The sequence below is a fragment of the Pseudomonas sp. Sample_20 genome, assembly GCF_004307585.1.
GTDB classification, from domain to species: Bacteria; Pseudomonadota; Gammaproteobacteria; order Pseudomonadales; family Pseudomonadaceae; genus Aquipseudomonas; species Aquipseudomonas atacamensis.
Genome location: NZ_RCOA01000020.1, coordinates 456,498 through 472,904 on the forward strand (window position 1 = coordinate 456,498; position 16,407 = coordinate 472,904).

Consider the following 16,407-nt stretch of genomic DNA (forward strand, 5'->3'; position numbering starts at 1 on the left):
GCGAGCAGGCTCGCTCCCACATTGGAATGCAAACCCTGTGGGAGCGAGCTTGCTCGCGAAGGCGGCTTATCTGGCGACGAAGATTATTGGCCGACCGCCAACCCCGCCCGAATCGCCGCCAGCGCCGCCTGGTAATAAGCCTTGCCCTCGGTCGACTCGGCAAATGTCGCGAACTCTTCCAGCTCTTCATCCGACAAGTCGCGATAGACATAGAGCAGCGTGTTGTTCAGATCGGCGCCGATCTGATCCATCAGCCGCTGGCGCTGACCGTTCAACATGCCCTGCGCCTGTCCACCGCCGAGCAGTCCCGGGATCATCGAACTCAAGCTGTCCGCCGCTACGCCGGCAATCGCCAGGCTGACCTCGGCGCCCGCCTCACGGGCTGGCAGGGCCTGGGCGAGATGGCCGATGATCAGCAAGCGACTGTCGCTGGCCTGCATCTTCGGCAGGCCCTGGGCATTTTTTGCCAGTTGATCGCGACGGGTTGCGAGCAATTCGGCGGCGACGATTTTCTTACCCAGTGGTGACTGGAAGAAGGTCAGCGCTGGTTTCGGGTCGGCGAGTTTCTGCCGCAGTTGCGCTTCGGCACGCTGATCCATGGCCTGCGCGGCAAAGCGTTGATTGCTGTTGTTGACCAGCGCCTGAAATACCGCAGGCGGCAGGCTGTTCTGATAGCGCTGCTGGGCGGCGCTCAGGGCATCGTTGAAATGCGCGCGTTGTTCTGGCCAGCCGGCGACCTTGTACAACTGATCGTGGCCGTCCGCCCAGGCGGGCAATACGCAGAACATCAACAGTGAAAAAAGCAAACGGCGCATAGGGACTCCTGTCAGCAGCGGACTATTGTCCGTGCGGTGCCGGTACTTGTCGAGAATTCGTAGCAAGCCGCTGCGTGGCTCTGTCGGATTTATCGCCGTCGGCATACTATGCGCGCCATGCCGATATCCTCTGAACACCCGCTGCTGTTACGCATTGTCGACGACCTGGCCGAACACGGCTGGTCGCAGCAGAACATCTTCCTGCCCGCCGATCTGACCCGGGCGCTGGCGGCCGAGTGCCGTAAACGTGAAGCCGAAGGTGAGCTGGCGCCGGCAGCGGTCGGTCGCGGGCCGTTTTCGGAGATTCGCGAGGGTATTCGCGGCGATCACATCCAGTGGATCGACCCGGGTCAGGCCGAGGCCACCGACCGTTACCTGAGCCTGATGGACATTCTGCGCGAGGCACTCAATCGCGGTCTGTTTCTGGGGCTTGAGGATTTCGAATGCCATTTCGCCCTGTACCCGCCCGGCGCGTTTTACCTCAAGCACGTTGACCGCTTTCGCGATGATGACCGGCGCATGGTGTCGGCGGTGATCTATCTCAATGACGCCTGGCTGCCGGAGGACGGTGGCCAATTGCGCATGTACCTGGGCGAAGAACGTGTGCATGACGTACAGCCGACCGGCGGCTGTCTGGTGGTGTTTCTCTCCGGCGAAGTGCCCCACGAAGTGATGCCGGCCCATCGCGAGCGCCTGTCGCTGACTGGCTGGTTCCGTCGCCGTGGCAACGAGCCGTTCTGAACATGGAAAAGATCCTGGTCAGTCGCTGCCTGTTGGGCCATCGCGTGCGTTATGACGGTGGTGCGAGCGGGCCGTTTGATCTGCTTGAGCAGTGGATCGAAGAAGGGCGCGTGGTGCCGTTGTGTCCTGAGGTGGCGGGTGGATTGCCGACGCCGCGGGCGGCGGCGGAGATTCCTGGCGGGCAGGGTGTTGAGGTGCTGGATGGCATTGCCGCAGTCATCACTACTGATGGCGAGGATGTCAGCGCGCAGTTTCTCGAGGGGGCGCGGCAAGCGCTGGAACTGGTGCAAAAACACGGCATTCGGGTGGCGGTGCTCAAGGCCAACAGTCCGTCTTGCGGGAATCTGCTGACGTATGACGGCACCTTCAGAGGGGTTAAAGTCAGTGGCGAAGGGGTGACGGCGGCGTTGCTCAAGCGCCATGGGGTTCGGGTTTTCAGTGAGCTTGAGCTGGCTGAGGCGGCGGTGACTCTGGCGGCTTTGGACTGATCCGCCATCGTTGCCCTCACCCCAGCCCTCTCCCGGGGGGAGAGGGGGCCGACCGAGGTGTCTGGCGCTGTCCATCGACCTGAAAGACCTTGGCGACCAGGGATTCGACAAAGCCATGATCAGTCGATTTCGGATTCGGTATAGCAATCCCAAGTCGGCGTACCTCTAAAGCATCCCCGGATCAGTTCCCTCTCCCTCCGGGAGAGGGTTAGGGTGAGGGACTCTTACGGTTTCAACCACTTCTCGGACAACGCCGCCAACCGCCCATCCGCCTTGATCCGCTCCAGCGCGCTCTTGAGGCTGGCCTGAAATGCCGGATTACCCTTCTGAAACGGTATCGCCAATTCCACCGGCGTCGCCGCTTTCGGCTTCTCTTCCGTCAACGCCTGCACCAGCACCATCGGCCGCGGCGTCTCGTCCTTCTTCGCCAACAACTGCCCATCAACCTCGCCGTACGGCTCGCTGAAGTCGAAACGATCCTTGAGTTCGGGTGTCAGTGCTATGTGGTTGAGCGCGACGTCGTACTTGCCGCTTTCAACGCCCTGGAGCAGGTCGCCCTCGTCGGTGACGATGAAGTCGGCGCGTACATCCAGCTCTTGGGCCAGAAGTTGCCCAAGCTCGACCTCGAACCCCGTGAGGGTGTCGCCTTCCTTGTAATTGAAGGGCGGTGTATTAGCCTCAAGGGCTATGCGCAGCTCGCCACGGTCGTTGACGTCATCAATCAGTTCGGCGTGAGCCAGCGGGCTCAGAAGGGGTAGCAGGCAGATCAGGCCAGGCAGCAGGCGCATGGTCACTCCTTTGAAATCATTATCGCGACGCTCTGATTCAGGCTCGCTTTGCTATGGTTGTCGAGTGCCTTCGACAACGAATGGTCATGAAGTTGTCATGACCGTGCGGATTTTACGGAAAAACTGGAGAAGAAAATGAAAAGCTTTTTGTCACGTGCAGCGTTGGCCGGTGTGCTGATGGGTGTTTCGGTGCTGGCCAGTGCGGCGACACCGGCGCCGAAGGATGCTGAAGTGTTCATCGTTTCTCCCGAGGACGGCGCCACCGTCTCGCAGGAATTCAAGGTCAAGTTCGGCGTCAAGAACATCGCGCTGGCCCCGGCGGGTGACACCACCAAGAACACCGGCCACCATCACCTGCTGATCGACGTCGACGACCTGCCGGCCGAAGGTGCGCCAATCCCGACTGACGCCCATCACATGCATTTCGGCAAGGCGCAGACCGAAGCCACGATCAAACTGGCCCCCGGCAAGCACACCTTGCAACTGATCCTCGGCGACAGCGGCCACATGCCGTTCGACCCATCGATCGTTTCGGAAAAAATCACGGTCAACGTGAAATAAAAAAAGGGAGCCTTTCGGGGCTCCCTTTTTTTACTTCAAGTGGCTGGCTGCAAGCGGCAAGTAAGGCAAAGCGCTTTCACTTGCCGCTTGTAACTTGCGGCTTGTAGCTGCTTTTAGAAAAGCACCCGACTACGGATAGTACCGTTGACGTGTTGCAGCTTCTCTTGCGCCAGCTCCGAGTATTCGGCGTCGACGTCGATCACCACGTAACCGACTTTCTCGTTGGTCTGCAGGAACTGACCGGAGATGTTGATGCCGTTTTCGGCGAAAACCTTGTTGATCTCGCTCATCACACCCGGGATGTTCTCGTGGATGTGCAGCAGGCGGTGCTTGCCAGGGTGAGCCGGCAGGGCCACTTCCGGGAAGTTCACCGACGACACCGAAGTACCGTTGTCGCTGTACTTGACCAGTTTCTCTGCTACTTCCAGACCGATGTTGGCTTGCGCTTCGGCGGTCGAGCCACCGATGTGCGGGGTCAGGATCACGTTGTCGAGGCCACGCAGCGGGCTTTCGAACTCTTCGTCGTTGGAGCGTGGTTCCACCGGGAACACGTCGATGGCCGCGCCGATCAGGTGCTTGTCCTTGATCGCGTCCGCCAGGGCGTCGAGTTCGACCACGGTGCCGCGCGCGGCGTTGATCAGGATGCCGCCCTTCTTGATGGCGCGGATTTCCTTCTCGCCGATCATCCACTGGGTCGCCGCAGTTTCCGGGACGTGCAGGGTGACGATGTCGGACATGCCCAGCAGCTCGTGCAGGTTGTTGACCTGCGTAGCGTTGCCCAGTGGCAGCTTGGTCACGGTGTCATAGAAGAACACTTGCATGCCCAGGCCTTCAGCCAGCACCGACAGCTGCGTGCCGATCGAGCCGTAGCCGACGATGCCCAGCTTCTTGCCACGGATCTCGAACGAGTTGGCGGCGGACTTGATCCAGCCGCCACGGTGGCAGGAGGCATTCTTCTCAGGGATGCCGCGCAGCAGCAGGATCGCTTCGGCCAGTACCAGCTCGGCTACGGAACGGGTGTTGGAGTACGGCGCGTTGAACACGGCGATACCGCGCTCGCGGGCCGCGCTGAGGTCAACCTGGTTGGTACCGATGCAGAAACAGCCGACCGCGACCAGTTTCTTCGCGTGATCGAAGATCTCTTCGGTCAGTTGCGTGCGCGAGCGGATGCCGATGAAGTGAGCGTCAGCGATCTTTTCCTTGAGCTGGGCTTCCGGCAAGGAACCAGTCAGGTATTCGATGCTGGTGTAGCCCGCCGCCTTGAGGACGTCGACAGCCGATTGGTGGACGCCTTCGAGAAGAAGGAACTTGATCTTGCTCTTATCGAGAGAAGTCTTGCTCATCTGCGTAAACCTGTATCCCGGAGAAAAATGGCAGGGAGGGAGCAGCCTGGAGCTGACCCGCACGGCAACAAAGCCGTCACCGCGGATCTGGCCTTGGGCACTGTCCTGCGGGGTCGGTATGCTAGCATAGCCACCCCGCTAAACACTCATTCCTGCGACGTGAAGCGTTCTCAGGATGACCATGAATTGTTCGAGAGTTCTGTCGATGACCAATCCTGCGCTGATTGATGAACTGAAGACCCTGGTTGAGCCTGGCAAAGTCCTCACCGACGCCGACTCCCTGAACACTTACGGCAAGGATTGGACCAAGCATTTCGCGCCGGCGCCGAGCGCCATCGTGTTTCCCAAGACCATCGAGCAAGTGCAGGCCGTGGTGCGTTGGGCCAACACCCACAAGGTCGCACTGGTGCCGTCCGGCGGGCGCACCGGGTTGTCCGCCGCTGCGGTGGCGGCCAATGGCGAAGTGGTGGTTTCGTTCGATTACATGAACCAGATTCTCGACGTCAACCTCACCGACCGCACCGCCGTCTGCCAGCCGGGTGTGGTCACTGAGCATCTGCAGAACGTCGCCGAAGAAAACGGCCTGTACTATCCGGTCGACTTCGCCTCGGCGGGTTCCAGCCAGATTGGCGGCAATATCGGCACCAATGCCGGCGGGATCAAAGTGATTCGCTACGGCATGACCCGCAACTGGGTGGCCGGCATGAAAGTCGTCACCGGCAAGGGCGATGTGCTGGAGCTGAACAAGGACCTGATCAAGAACGCCACCGGTTACGACCTGCGTCAGCTGTTCATTGGCGCCGAAGGCACCCTCGGTTTCGTCGTCGAAGCGACCATGCGCCTCGATCGCGCGCCGAAAAACCTCACGGCGATGGTCCTCGGCACCGCCGATTTCGATTCGATCATGCCGGTGCTGCATGCCTTCCAGGGCAAACTCGACCTGACCGCGTTCGAATTCTTCTCCGACAAGGCCCTGGCCAAGGTCATGGGCCGTGGTGACGTGCCGGCGCCGTTCGAGACCGAGTGCCCGTTCTACGCCCTGCTGGAATTCGAAGCGACTACCGAAGAAGTGGCCAACAGCGCGCTGGAGACCTTCGAACACTGCGTAGAACAGGGCTGGGTGCTCGACGGCGTGATGAGCCAGAGCGAAACCCAGTTGCACAATCTGTGGAAGCTGCGCGAGTACATCTCCGAAACCATCTCCCACTGGACGCCGTACAAGAACGACATCTCGGTTACCGTCTCGAAAGTGCCGGCGTTCCTGCGCGAAATCGACGCGATCGTTGGCGAGCACTACCCGGATTTCGAAATCGTCTGGTTCGGCCACATTGGCGACGGCAATCTGCACCTGAACATCCTCAAGCCGGAAAATCTGAGCAAGGACGAGTTCTTCGCCAAGTGCGCCACCGTCAACAAGTGGGTGTTCGAAACCGTCGAGAAGTACAACGGCTCGATCTCGGCCGAGCACGGCGTCGGTATGACCAAGCGTGATTACCTGACCTACAGCCGCTCGCCGGCCGAGATCGAGTACATGAAAGCGGTCAAGGCAGTGTTCGACCCGAACGGCATCATGAACCCGGGCAAGATTTTCCCGGTTTGATCGGTAATCTCTGTTGAATCAATAAAGGCAGGAGTCGGTAAATGAGCTATCAGCACCAGTACGTCGACGGCACGCGCATTCACTTCCCGATCGGGAAAGTCGTGTGCATTGGCCGCAATTACGCCGAACACGCCAAGGAACTGGATAACCCAGTGCCGACCGAGCCGCTGCTGTTCATCAAGCCGGGCAGTTGCGTGGTGCCGCTGGAAGGCGGGTTCAGCATTCCGGCCGAGCGTGGTTCAGTGCACTACGAAGCGGAAATCGCCGTGTTGATCGGCAAGCCGCTGTCGACCAAACCAAGCCGTGAAGAAGTCCTCGATGCGATCTCCGGCTTCGCCCCGGCGCTGGACCTGACCCTGCGCGACAAGCAGGCCGAGCTGAAAGCCAAGGGCCTGCCGTGGGAAATCGCCAAGTCGTTCGACGGCGCGGCGGTGATCGCGCCGTTCGTGGTCGGCAGCACCTTCGCTGACCTGACCGACATTGGCATCCGCCTGACCATCAACGGCGAAGTGCGCCAGGACGGCAACAGCAGCGCGATGCTCAACCCGATCGTGCCGATGATCCAGCACATGGCCGGCTGCTTCTCGCTGCAGGCCGGCGACGTGATCCTCACCGGTACGCCAGTGGGCGTCGGCCCGCTGAACGTCGGCGATGAAATCGTCCTCGAACTGCCGGGGGCGAGCCGCTTCAGCAGCAGCGTGCGCTAACCGCAGAACCCCTTGCAGGGGTGAGCTTTGTGGTGAGGGGGTTTAGCGAAACGTCGCACCGCCCCGTTGGACTGCGCAGCAGGCCCCTCTTCAAGATCAAGAGGGGCGCGCTTCGCGCGCCAACGGGGATAAATCCCCTCGCCACAAGGGCCATTCCATATCTGTAATGTGTTGCTGCTGGCAAAATGCACACGCCAATCCCGCCATTTCCCGTTTTTTTCACATCCTCTCTGGATAATTCCCGCGATTCTGGCGTCTCAGCCGGCCTCTTTGTGCTATTACCCTTGGCCTGAATTAACGGAACGCATCCCTTGATGGCATCTCCAACTCAGCAGAAATCCCCCTCCCGTTCGCGCTTCGTCCTGCGCTGGTATGTCTGGCTGTTGCTGGTCATCGCCGCAGCCTATGGGCTGGCGTTCGCCATGCATTGGGATGATCGCGGCGTGCTGTGGGTGCTGGAGCGCTTCGAGAGCAAGGCAGAGCAGAAGGAGAGTGTCTGGCTGCCGGATTATCAGGTGGTGATCGATGCCAAGCCGCTGCCGGGCATGGAAAAGGACGAAGCTTCGGATCTGGCCTATAACCCGCAGACCAGGACCCTGTTTGCGGTGATGGGCAAGAATGCCTTCCTGGTCGAGCTGACGCTTCAGGGCGACGTTTTGCGCAAGATGCCGTTGGTGGGCTGGAGCAATCCGGAAGGCTTGACGGTCATGGAAAACGGTTTGCTGGCCATTGTCGATGAGCGTGAGCATACGTTGTCGATCGTTAAGGTCGATGCCGCGACCCGTGAGCTGAACATCGCCGATTTCCCGAAATACGACCTCGGGCCGTCGAAAGATCAGAACAAGGCTTTTGAGGCCATCACGTGGGATCCGCGCAATCAGCGACTTATTCTGGGGGAGGAACGCCCACCGGCGCTGTTCACGTGGAAAAGCGATGGCGGCCAGACCCTGCAGGGCGACAAGCAGAAACTGGCCAGCGATCAGCTGGATCTGCGCAACCTGTCGGCGCTGGCTGTCGATCCGCGCACTGGCCATCTGCTGGTGTTGTCGGCGGATTCACATCTGTTGCTTGAACTCGACGAGGATGGCAAGCAAGTCAGCTTCATGACGTTGCTTGGGAATTTCAACGGTCTGAAAGACACCATTCCCCGCGCCGAAGGCATGACCATGGATGCGGACGGCACGCTGTACATGGTCAGCGAACCGAACCTGTTCTACCGATTCGAAAAACACCAGTGATGCCTTCCCTATAGGAGCTGCCGCAGGCTGCGATCTTTTGATCTTGCTTATGAAAGTCAAAAAATCGCAGCCTTCGGCAGCTCCTACGGCGCTTGGCTTGTGATCTGAGGCAAGTGGCCATTAAGCTTCAATTCAGACGGGCGTGATATTTCATCGGCCTGTCATGAATCCGAGCCTGCCTGAATGCGTCGACTTGCCCGCCCCAAACCGCTGATCCTCGTCCTGTTGATGATTGTCCTGATCGCGTTGATCGCGATCGGCCAATACCTGCGCCTGTTCGAGCGCGCCTGGTTCAACCTGCACACGCTGTGGCAACCGGTGAGCAGCGAGGCGATCGGCCTGGATCAATATCGGGTGACCATCGAAGCGCGACCGATCGACGGGCTCGACGATGACGTTTCGGCGCTGACCTACGATCCGGTGCGTAAAAGTCTGTTCACCGTGACCAACAAGAATTCCGAACTGGTCGAATTGTCCCTGGAAGGCAAGATTCTGCGGCGCATCGCTCTGGTCGGGTTTGGCGATCCGGAAGCCGTCGAGTACATCAGTGCCGACACCTACGTGATCACCGACGAGCGTCAGCAACGGCTGATCAAGATCCACCTCGAGGCCGACACCACTTTTCTCGATGCCGAAGATGCCGAGCAAATGACCCTCGGCGTGCACATGTCCGGCAACAAGGGTTTCGAAGGGCTGGCTTACGATTCGGTGGGCAAGCGGCTGTTCGTGGCCAAAGAACGCGACCCGATGCTGATCTACGAGGTCCACGGTTTTCCGCACTTCAAGCCGGACAAGACCTACGCGGTGCACGTGATCAACAACCCCAAGCGCGATGCCGGGATGTTCGTGCGTGATCTGTCGAGTCTGCAGTACGACGAGCGCAGCGGGCACTTACTGGCACTGTCGGACGAGTCGCGGTTGATTATCGAGCTGGATGTCGACGGGCGCCCCTTGAGCACCATGTCGATCAGCGGCGGGCGTCAGGGTTTGCAGAAAACCGTGCCGCAGGCGGAGGGAATTGCGATGGATGATGACGGCACGTTGTACCTGGTGAGCGAGCCGAATCTGTTTTACGTCTTCAAGAAGCCCACACAAAACTGACCAACACCACAAAACACTGTGGGAGCGAGCCTGCTCGCGAAGGCGGTGGATCAGTCTCTGAATATGTTGACTGACCCGACGCTTTCGCGAGCAGGCTCGCTCCCACAGGTTTATTTATCAGCCCAAGGCAAGTGGGCAGTCTGTTATTCAGCCTTCAGCGTCTTCACGCCTTCACTGGTGCCCAGCAACAACAGATCCGCCGGGCGCGCGGCGAACAGGCCGTTGGTGACCACGCCGACGATGGCATTGATCTGCGCTTCCAGCTCCACCGGGTTGGTGATCTGCAGGTTGAACACGTCGAGGATGATGTTGCCGTTGTCGGTCAATACGCCTTCGCGGTAGACCGGGTCGCCACCGAGTTTGACCAGTTGGCGGGCAACGTGGCTGCGGGCCATCGGGATGACTTCCACCGGCAGCGGGAACTCGCCGAGTACCGGCACCAGTTTGCTGGCGTCGGCGATGCAGATGAAGGTCTTGGCCACGGCGGCGACAATCTTCTCGCGGGTCAGCGCCGCGCCGCCGCCCTTGATCAGGTTCAGGTGCGCATCGCTTTCATCGGCGCCGTCGACGTAGAACTCCAGATCGCTGACGGTATTCAGCTCATACACCGGAATCCCATGGCCCTTGAGGCGCGCGGCGGTGGCTTCGGAGCTGGCCACCGCGCCATCGAACGCGCCCTTGTGCTGGGCGAGGGCATCGATGAAGCAGTTGGCGGTGGAGCCGGTGCCGACGCCGACGATGCTCTTGTCGTCGAGTTTCGGCAGGATGAAGTCGACGGCGGCCTGGGCCACGGCCTGTTTGAGTTGATCCTGGGTCATGCGGGCTCCGGAAGCGGGCAAGGGTTGGGCAGAAAGGCCGGCATTATAGGCCTCGCGGTGGTAGAGGGGGAAACAAGCTGTAGTGAGGGGATTTATCCCCGTTCGGCAACGCAGTCGTCGTAAAACCCTGGAACGCGGTGTAACTGAAAAAATGCAGGGGAGCGCTTCGCACTCCAGCGGGGATAAATCCCCTCGCCACAACGGTGCTCACTCAAGAATGGGTTTTCCGACCCTAAAACCACCTGTTTAGTGTGGTCGCCTCGGCAAAAGGCGGGTTAGACTCGCTGGTCCCGCCCAATCGCCAGTGATGCTTTCCGATGCTCGAACAGTACGTCAAAAAGATCCTCACCTCGCGCGTTTATGACGTTGCCGTAGAAACCCCGCTGCAGAACGCTCGCCAGCTCTCCGAGCGGCTGGGCAATGACATCTGGCTCAAGCGCGAAGACTTGCAGCCAGTGTTCTCGTTCAAGATTCGCGGCGCCTACAACAAGCTGACGCAATTGAGCGACGAAGAGCGCGCTCGTGGCGTGGTCACCGCCTCGGCGGGCAATCATGCGCAGGGTCTGGCCCTGGCGGCGAAAGTGTTGGGCGTCAAAGCCACCATCGTCATGCCCAAGACCACCCCGGAAATCAAGGTCGAAGGCGTGCGTTCGCGCGGCGGCAAAGTGGTGCTGCACGGTGACTCGTTTCCGGAAGCGCTGGCCTATTCGCTGAAACTGGTCGATGAAAAAGGCTACGTCTACATCCACCCGTACGACGATCCGCACACCATTGCCGGGCAGGGCACCGTGGCCATGGAAATCCTGCGTCAGCACCCGCAGCCGCTGGACGCGATCTTCGTCCCGGTCGGCGGCGGCGGGCTGATCGCCGGTATCGCGGCTTACGTGAAGTATCTGCGCCCGGACATAAAAGTGATCGGCGTCGAACCGGACGATTCCAATTGCCTGCAAGCAGCGATGGCAGCGGGCGAGCGCGTGGTTCTGCCGACCGTGGGCATCTTCGCCGACGGCGTGGCGGTGGCGCAGATCGGCCAGTACACCTTTGAGATCTGCAAGGATTACGTCGATGAAGTGATTACTGTCAGCACCGACGAGATCTGCGCAGCAATCAAGGATATCTACGACGATACCCGCTCGATCACCGAGCCTGCCGGCGCACTGGGCGTGGCCGGGATCAAGAAGTACGTCGAGCAGCGTGGCGTCAGCGGCCAGACCTTCGTCGCCATCGACTCCGGCGCCAACGTCAACTTCGACCGTTTGCGCCACGTCGCCGAACGCGCCGAACTGGGCGAAGGTCGCGAGGCGATCATCGCCGTGACCATTCCGGAAAAGGCCGGCAGCTTCAAGGCCTTCTGCGAAGCTATCGGCAAGCGCCAGATCACTGAATTCAATTACCGCTACAACACCGGCAGCGAAGCACACATCTTTGTTGGCGTGCAGACCCACCCGGACAACGATCCGCGCAGCGCCTTGCTGGCGAGCCTGACCGAGCAGGGTTTCCCGGTTATCGACCTGACCGACAACGAACTGGCCAAGCTGCACATCCGCCACATGGTCGGCGGCCGCGCGGCGCAGGTGGTCGATGAAGTGGTGCTGCGCTTCGAATTCCCGGAGCGCCCGGGCGCGCTGTTCAACTTCCTCAACAAGCTCGGCGGGCGCTGGAATATCTCGATGTTTCACTACCGCAACCACGGCGCAGCGGACGGCCGCGTGGTCGCCGGCCTGCAAGTGCCCCATGACGAACGTCATCTGGTGCCGGCGGCACTGGCGGAAATCGGCTACCCGTATTGGGATGAAAGCGACAACCCGGCCTATCAGCTGTTTCTTGGCTGAGCGGCTACGCTGATGGGCATGGATCTACGGAAGAGAACGACATGGAAACCCTGACCACCCTGAAAGTCCTCCACGTCGCGGCGACCGTGGTCATCCTCGTGAGCGGGCTGGTGCTCGCCGCCCTGACCTGGCGAAATCGCAGTGAAGGGCCGGCCAGTACGATGCGCCGTCCCTGGCTGTTCATCTGGTGCCTGATGCTGATCGGCATGCTCAGCATGCCCTTCACTGGCTGGTGGCTGGTGCATCTGGTTGGCTGGCCGTTGGGCCAATTGTGGATTCTGGGATCCAGCGTGATCTACGCCGTGGCCACGCTCAGCGCAGTCTGGCTGCTGGTCCGGCTGGATCGGCTGTGGACAAGCGGGGTGGGCAATCGCACATTCAATCTGGCCCTGGCGATTGTCAGCGGCGTCGGGTTTGTCGCCATAGCGGCGTTGATGGGGGCCAAGCCGGTTTAAGGCTTGAGACCGCGTCGATCCCATTCGCGAGCAAGCTCGCTCCCACATTGGATCTGTGTCGTTCACAAATTCCCTGTGGGAGCGAGCTTGCTCGCGAAGGCGGAGTCAGCCGCGCAGACTGATCACCGGCCAGCCACGCTTCTCGGCTTCGGCCCGCAGATTCGGATCAGGATCCACCGCCACCGGATTCGCCACCTGTTCCAGCAACGGCAGATCATTCATCGAATCGCTATAGAAATAGCTGTCCTCAAGCGAATGCCCGGTCTCTTCCAGCCAGCGATTGAGGCGCGTGACCTTGCCTTCGCGGAAGCACGGGATGTCGGTGCTGCGCCCGCTGTAGCGGCCGTCGACCATTTCGCATTCGGTGGCGATCAGGGTTTCCACGCCCAGGCGCACAGCGATCGGCGCGGTGACGAAACGGTTGGTGGCGGTGATGATCACCAGTTTGTCGCCAGCATCGCGGTGCTTTTTCAGCAGCTCCAGTGCCTTGGGCAGCACGATCGGCTCGATGCAGTCGCGCATGTAATCGCTGTGCCAGGCATCGAGTACGGCCATTTCGGTGCGGCCGAGAATTTCCAGGCAGAAGTTCAGGTAGGCGGCGTTGTCGAGCTTGCCGGCCAGGTAATCCTGATAGAACTCGTCGTTGCGCGCCTTGTAGGCGATCGGGTCGAGGAAGCCGCGCTCGCACAGATAATCGCCCCAAGCGTGATCGCTGTCGCCGCCCAGAAGGGTGTTGTCCAAATCGAATAAAGCCAGGCGCATTGCAGTTACCCGCTGAAAAGTCAGTAAAAAGGCGACAAGAATACGGTCTTTTCACAAGAGTGCACATAAGGTAGGAACCTTCGTTGCCGCCTCATCAAGCTTTGTGGAACAATGCGGCGACATGCGTTTGCGAGGTTGTTGCCGTGATCGACCCCGATGGTTTCCGCCCCAATGTCGGGATCATTCTGACGAATGACGCCGGCCAGGTGCTATGGGCTCGCCGTATCAATCAGGACGCCTGGCAGTTTCCGCAAGGGGGGATCAACCCCGAGGAGACGCCGGAAGACGCCTTGTACCGCGAGCTGAACGAAGAAGTTGGCCTGGAACGTGAAGATGTTGAAATACTGGCCTGTACCCGAGGCTGGTTGCGCTATCGTTTGCCGCAACGCCTGGTGCGTACCCACAGCCAACCGCTGTGCATCGGCCAGAAACAGAAATGGTTTCTCCTGCGCCTGATCTCCAACGAGCAGCGGGTGCGGATGGATCTGACCGGTAAACCGGAGTTCGATGGCTGGCGCTGGGTCAGCTATTGGTATCCGTTGGGCCAGGTGGTGACATTCAAGCGCGAGGTGTATCGACGCGCTCTCAAAGAGCTTGCCCCGCGCCTTTTAGCGCGCGACTGACGACGGAGTTCGACCCCGAGCCATGCTCAATACGCTGCGCAAGATCGTCCAGGAAGTTAACTCCGCCAAGGATCTCAAGGCGGCGTTGGGGATTATTGTGTTGCGCGTCAAAGAGGCCATGGGCAGCCAGGTCTGCTCGGTCTACCTGCTTGATCCGGAAACCAATCGCTTCGTCCTGATGGCCACCGAGGGCTTGAACAAGCGCTCGATCGGCAAGGTCAGCATGGCCCCCAACGAGGGTCTGGTCGGTCTGGTCGGCACGCGTGAAGAACCCCTGAACCTGGAAAACGCTTCGGTTCACCCGCGCTATCGCTATTTCGCCGAAACCGGTGAAGAGCGTTACGCCTCGTTCCTCGGTGCACCGATCATTCACCACCGCCGCGTCGTCGGCGTGTTGGTCATCCAGCAGAAAGAACGCCGCCAGTTCGACGAAGGTGAAGAAGCCTTCCTCGTGACCATGAGCGCGCAGCTCGCCGGCGTAATCGCCCACGCCGAGGCCACCGGTTCGATCCGTGGTCTGGGCCGGCAGGGCAAGGGCATTCAGGAAGCCAAGTTCGTCGGCGTGCCGGGTTCGCCGGGTGCTGCCGTCGGTACCGCCGTGGTCATGCTGCCGCCGGCGGACCTGGACGTGGTGCCGGACAAGACCATCACTGACATCAACGCCGAGCTGGCGCTGTTCAAGACCGCCATCGAAGGCGTGCGCGCCGACATGCGCGCCTTGTCCGCCAAACTCGCGACCCAGTTGCGCCCGGAAGAGCGCGCGCTGTTCGACGTCTACCTGATGATGCTCGACGATGCCTCGCTGGGCAGCGAAATCACTACGGTGATCAAGACGGGGCAGTGGGCTCAGGGCGCGCTGCGTCAGGTGGTCACTGAGCACGTCAACCGTTTCGAACTGATGGACGACGCCTACCTGCGCGAGCGCGCCTCGGACGTCAAAGACCTTGGCCGCCGCTTGCTCGCCTATCTGCAGGAAGAGCGCCAGCAGAACCTGGTCTACCCGGAAAAAACCATTCTGGTCAGCGAAGAGCTGACGCCGGCGATGCTCGGCGAGGTGCCGGAAGGCACGCTGGTCGGTCTGGTCTCGGTACTCGGTTCGGGTAACTCCCACGTCGCGATTCTGGCCCGGGCCATGGGCATTCCGACGGTGATGGGCCTGGTCGACCTGCCGTACGCCAAGGTCGACGGCATCGAAATGATCGTCGACGGCACCCGTGGCGAGGTCTACACCAACCCCAGCGAAGTGCTGCGCAAGCAGTTCGCCGAAGTCGTCGAAGAAGAGAAACAACTGGCGCTGGGCCTCGACACCCTGCGCGACCTGCCGTGCGTGACCCTTGATGGCCACCGCATGCCGCTTTGGGTCAACACCGGCCTGCTCGCCGATGTGGCGCGGGCGCAGAAGCGTGGCGCCGAAGGGGTTGGTCTGTACCGCACCGAAGTGCCGTTCATGATCAACCAGCGCTTCCCGAGCGAGAAGGAACAGCTGGCGATCTACCGCGAACAGCTCGCCGCGTTCCACCCGCAACCGGTGACCATGCGCAGCCTCGACATCGGCGGTGACAAATCGCTGTCGTACTTCCCGATCAAGGAAGACAACCCGTTCCTCGGCTGGCGCGGTATCCGCGTCACCCTCGACCACCCGGAAATCTTCCTGGTGCAGACCCGCGCGATGCTCAAGGCCAGCGAAGGCTTGAACAACCTGCGGATTCTGCTGCCGATGATCTCCGGCACTCACGAACTCGAAGAGGCCCTGCACCTGATCCACCGTGCCTGGGGCGAAGTGCGCGACGAAGGTACCGATGTGCCGATGCCGCCGATCGGCGTGATGATCGAAATCCCGGCAGCGGTGTACCAGACCAAGGAACTGGCGCGGATGGTCGACTTCCTCTCCGTTGGCTCCAACGACCTGACCCAGTACCTGCTGGCGGTAGACCGCAACAACCCGCGCGTCGCCGACCTCTACGACTATCTGCACCCGGCGGTGCTGCAAGCCCTGCAAACGGTGGTCACTGACGCCCATGCCGAAGGCAAACCGGTGAGTATCTGCGGCGAGATGGCCGGGGATCCAGCGGCGGCGGTGCTGTTGATGGCGATGGGCTTCGACAGCCTGTCGATGAACGCCACCAACCTGCCGAAGGTGAAGTGGATGTTGCGTCAGGTGAACCTGAGCAAGGCGCAGGAGATGCTGGCGGAACTGATGAAGATCGATAACCCGCAGGTTATCCACAGCTCGCTGCAACTGGCGCTGAAGAATCTCGGGTTGGCGAAAATGAATTCGCCGGTGGTGACCAAGGCTCTCTAAAGATCAAAAGCCCCTCACCCTAGCCCTCTCCCAGAGGGAGAGGGGACTGATTGGGGGATGCTGCAGAACTCCGTCGACCTGTAAGTGCTTTGCTGAATCCATAATCGACTCGATCTTTCAGGTCGATGTATACCACAAGACACTTCGGTCGGCCCCCTCTCCCAGAGGGAGAGGGGACTGATTGGGGGATGCTGCAGAACTCCGTCGACCTGTAAGTGCTTTGCTGAATCCAT

16 protein-coding genes are annotated in these 16,407 nt (G+C 60.6%); 11 read left to right on the forward strand and 5 right to left on the reverse strand.

Translation table 11 applies throughout. The annotated features are described in order from the left end of the window. Window positions 1-83: 83 nt before the first annotated feature. Window positions 84-815, reverse strand: a complete 732-nt coding sequence (locus tag D8U70_RS05800; RefSeq protein ID WP_024014712.1) for a DUF2059 domain-containing protein — start codon at window positions 813-815, stop codon at window positions 84-86. 108 nt (window positions 816-923) lie between these two features. Between D8U70_RS05800 and D8U70_RS05805 the strand changes: the two genes are divergently transcribed. Together D8U70_RS05805 and D8U70_RS05810 are read left to right on the forward strand one after the other, a co-directional pair. Further along, window positions 924-1,556, forward strand: coding sequence for a 2OG-Fe(II) oxygenase (locus D8U70_RS05805; protein WP_130928464.1), 633 nt, complete (start codon window positions 924-926; stop codon window positions 1,554-1,556). 2 nt (window positions 1,557-1,558) lie between these two features. Next, window positions 1,559-2,044, forward strand: coding sequence for a DUF523 domain-containing protein (locus D8U70_RS05810; RefSeq protein ID WP_110644456.1), 486 nt, complete (start codon window positions 1,559-1,561; stop codon window positions 2,042-2,044). Window positions 2,045-2,268: 224 nt separating this feature from the next. On the opposite strand, the gene D8U70_RS05815 is transcribed toward D8U70_RS05810, so the two are convergent. Then, a complete protein-coding gene (locus tag D8U70_RS05815; RefSeq protein ID WP_073471001.1) occupies window positions 2,269-2,832 on the reverse strand; it encodes a transporter substrate-binding domain-containing protein in 564 nt (187 codons plus the stop codon). Window positions 2,833-2,967: 135 nt separating this feature from the next. Between D8U70_RS05815 and D8U70_RS05820 the strand changes: the two genes are divergently transcribed. Then, window positions 2,968-3,393, forward strand: a complete 426-nt coding sequence (locus D8U70_RS05820; protein WP_024014708.1) for a DUF4399 domain-containing protein — start codon at window positions 2,968-2,970, stop codon at window positions 3,391-3,393. A 113-nt stretch (window positions 3,394-3,506) separates the two neighbouring features. Here the strand turns inward: D8U70_RS05820 and serA are convergent, their stop codons facing one another. Continuing rightward, window positions 3,507-4,736: a phosphoglycerate dehydrogenase gene (gene serA / locus D8U70_RS05825; RefSeq protein WP_024014707.1), complete on the reverse strand. Its 1,230-nt coding sequence runs from the start codon at window positions 4,734-4,736 to the stop codon at window positions 3,507-3,509. Window positions 4,737-4,941: 205 nt separating this feature from the next. Between serA and D8U70_RS05835 the strand changes: the two genes are divergently transcribed. The 4 genes from D8U70_RS05835 (at window position 4,942) to D8U70_RS05850 (ending at window position 9,382) form a co-directional block, all read left to right on the forward strand. Beyond that, the gene (locus D8U70_RS05835) at window positions 4,942-6,336 is read left to right on the forward strand and encodes an FAD-binding oxidoreductase (protein WP_041476861.1); all 1,395 of its coding nucleotides are present in this window, start codon (window positions 4,942-4,944) and stop codon (window positions 6,334-6,336) included. A gap of 41 nt (window positions 6,337-6,377) precedes the next feature. Then, complete coding sequence (locus D8U70_RS05840; protein ID WP_130928465.1) at window positions 6,378-7,043, forward strand: fumarylacetoacetate hydrolase family protein; 666 nt, start codon at window positions 6,378-6,380, stop codon at window positions 7,041-7,043. Window positions 7,044-7,357: 314 nt separating this feature from the next. Further along, the gene (locus D8U70_RS05845; RefSeq protein ID WP_130928466.1) at window positions 7,358-8,281 is read left to right on the forward strand and encodes an SdiA-regulated domain-containing protein; all 924 of its coding nucleotides are present in this window, start codon (window positions 7,358-7,360) and stop codon (window positions 8,279-8,281) included. A gap of 183 nt (window positions 8,282-8,464) precedes the next feature. Continuing rightward, window positions 8,465-9,382 (forward strand): SdiA-regulated domain-containing protein, encoded by a 918-nt coding sequence (locus tag D8U70_RS05850; protein WP_130889107.1) that lies wholly within the window; start codon window positions 8,465-8,467, stop codon window positions 9,380-9,382. A gap of 143 nt (window positions 9,383-9,525) precedes the next feature. Here the strand turns inward: D8U70_RS05850 and rpiA are convergent, their stop codons facing one another. Continuing rightward, window positions 9,526-10,200 carry a ribose-5-phosphate isomerase RpiA gene (rpiA, locus tag D8U70_RS05860; RefSeq protein ID WP_007913886.1) on the reverse strand — a complete coding sequence of 225 codons (675 nt, stop codon included), beginning with the start codon at window positions 10,198-10,200 and terminating at the stop codon, window positions 9,526-9,528. A 317-nt stretch (window positions 10,201-10,517) separates the two neighbouring features. Between rpiA and ilvA the strand changes: the two genes are divergently transcribed. Both ilvA and D8U70_RS05870 read left to right on the forward strand, forming a co-directional pair. Continuing rightward, window positions 10,518-12,032, forward strand: a complete 1,515-nt coding sequence (ilvA, locus tag D8U70_RS05865; protein WP_071172186.1) for a threonine ammonia-lyase, biosynthetic — start codon at window positions 10,518-10,520, stop codon at window positions 12,030-12,032. Between the two features lie 41 nt (window positions 12,033-12,073). Further along, the gene (locus tag D8U70_RS05870) at window positions 12,074-12,487 is read left to right on the forward strand and encodes a DUF2269 family protein (protein WP_123441765.1); all 414 of its coding nucleotides are present in this window, start codon (window positions 12,074-12,076) and stop codon (window positions 12,485-12,487) included. Window positions 12,488-12,592: 105 nt separating this feature from the next. On the opposite strand, the gene D8U70_RS05875 is transcribed toward D8U70_RS05870, so the two are convergent. Further along, the gene (locus D8U70_RS05875; protein ID WP_073471005.1) at window positions 12,593-13,249 is read right to left on the reverse strand and encodes an HAD family hydrolase; all 657 of its coding nucleotides are present in this window, start codon (window positions 13,247-13,249) and stop codon (window positions 12,593-12,595) included. 143 nt (window positions 13,250-13,392) lie between these two features. On the opposite strand from D8U70_RS05875, the gene D8U70_RS05880 reads away from it, so the two are divergent. Both D8U70_RS05880 and ptsP read left to right on the forward strand, forming a co-directional pair. Next, window positions 13,393-13,872, forward strand: a complete 480-nt coding sequence (locus D8U70_RS05880; RefSeq protein ID WP_003229203.1) for an RNA pyrophosphohydrolase — start codon at window positions 13,393-13,395, stop codon at window positions 13,870-13,872. 22 nt (window positions 13,873-13,894) lie between these two features. Beyond that, window positions 13,895-16,174: a phosphoenolpyruvate--protein phosphotransferase gene (ptsP, locus tag D8U70_RS05885; protein WP_024014698.1), complete on the forward strand. Its 2,280-nt coding sequence runs from the start codon at window positions 13,895-13,897 to the stop codon at window positions 16,172-16,174. Window positions 16,175-16,407 lie beyond the last annotated feature (233 nt).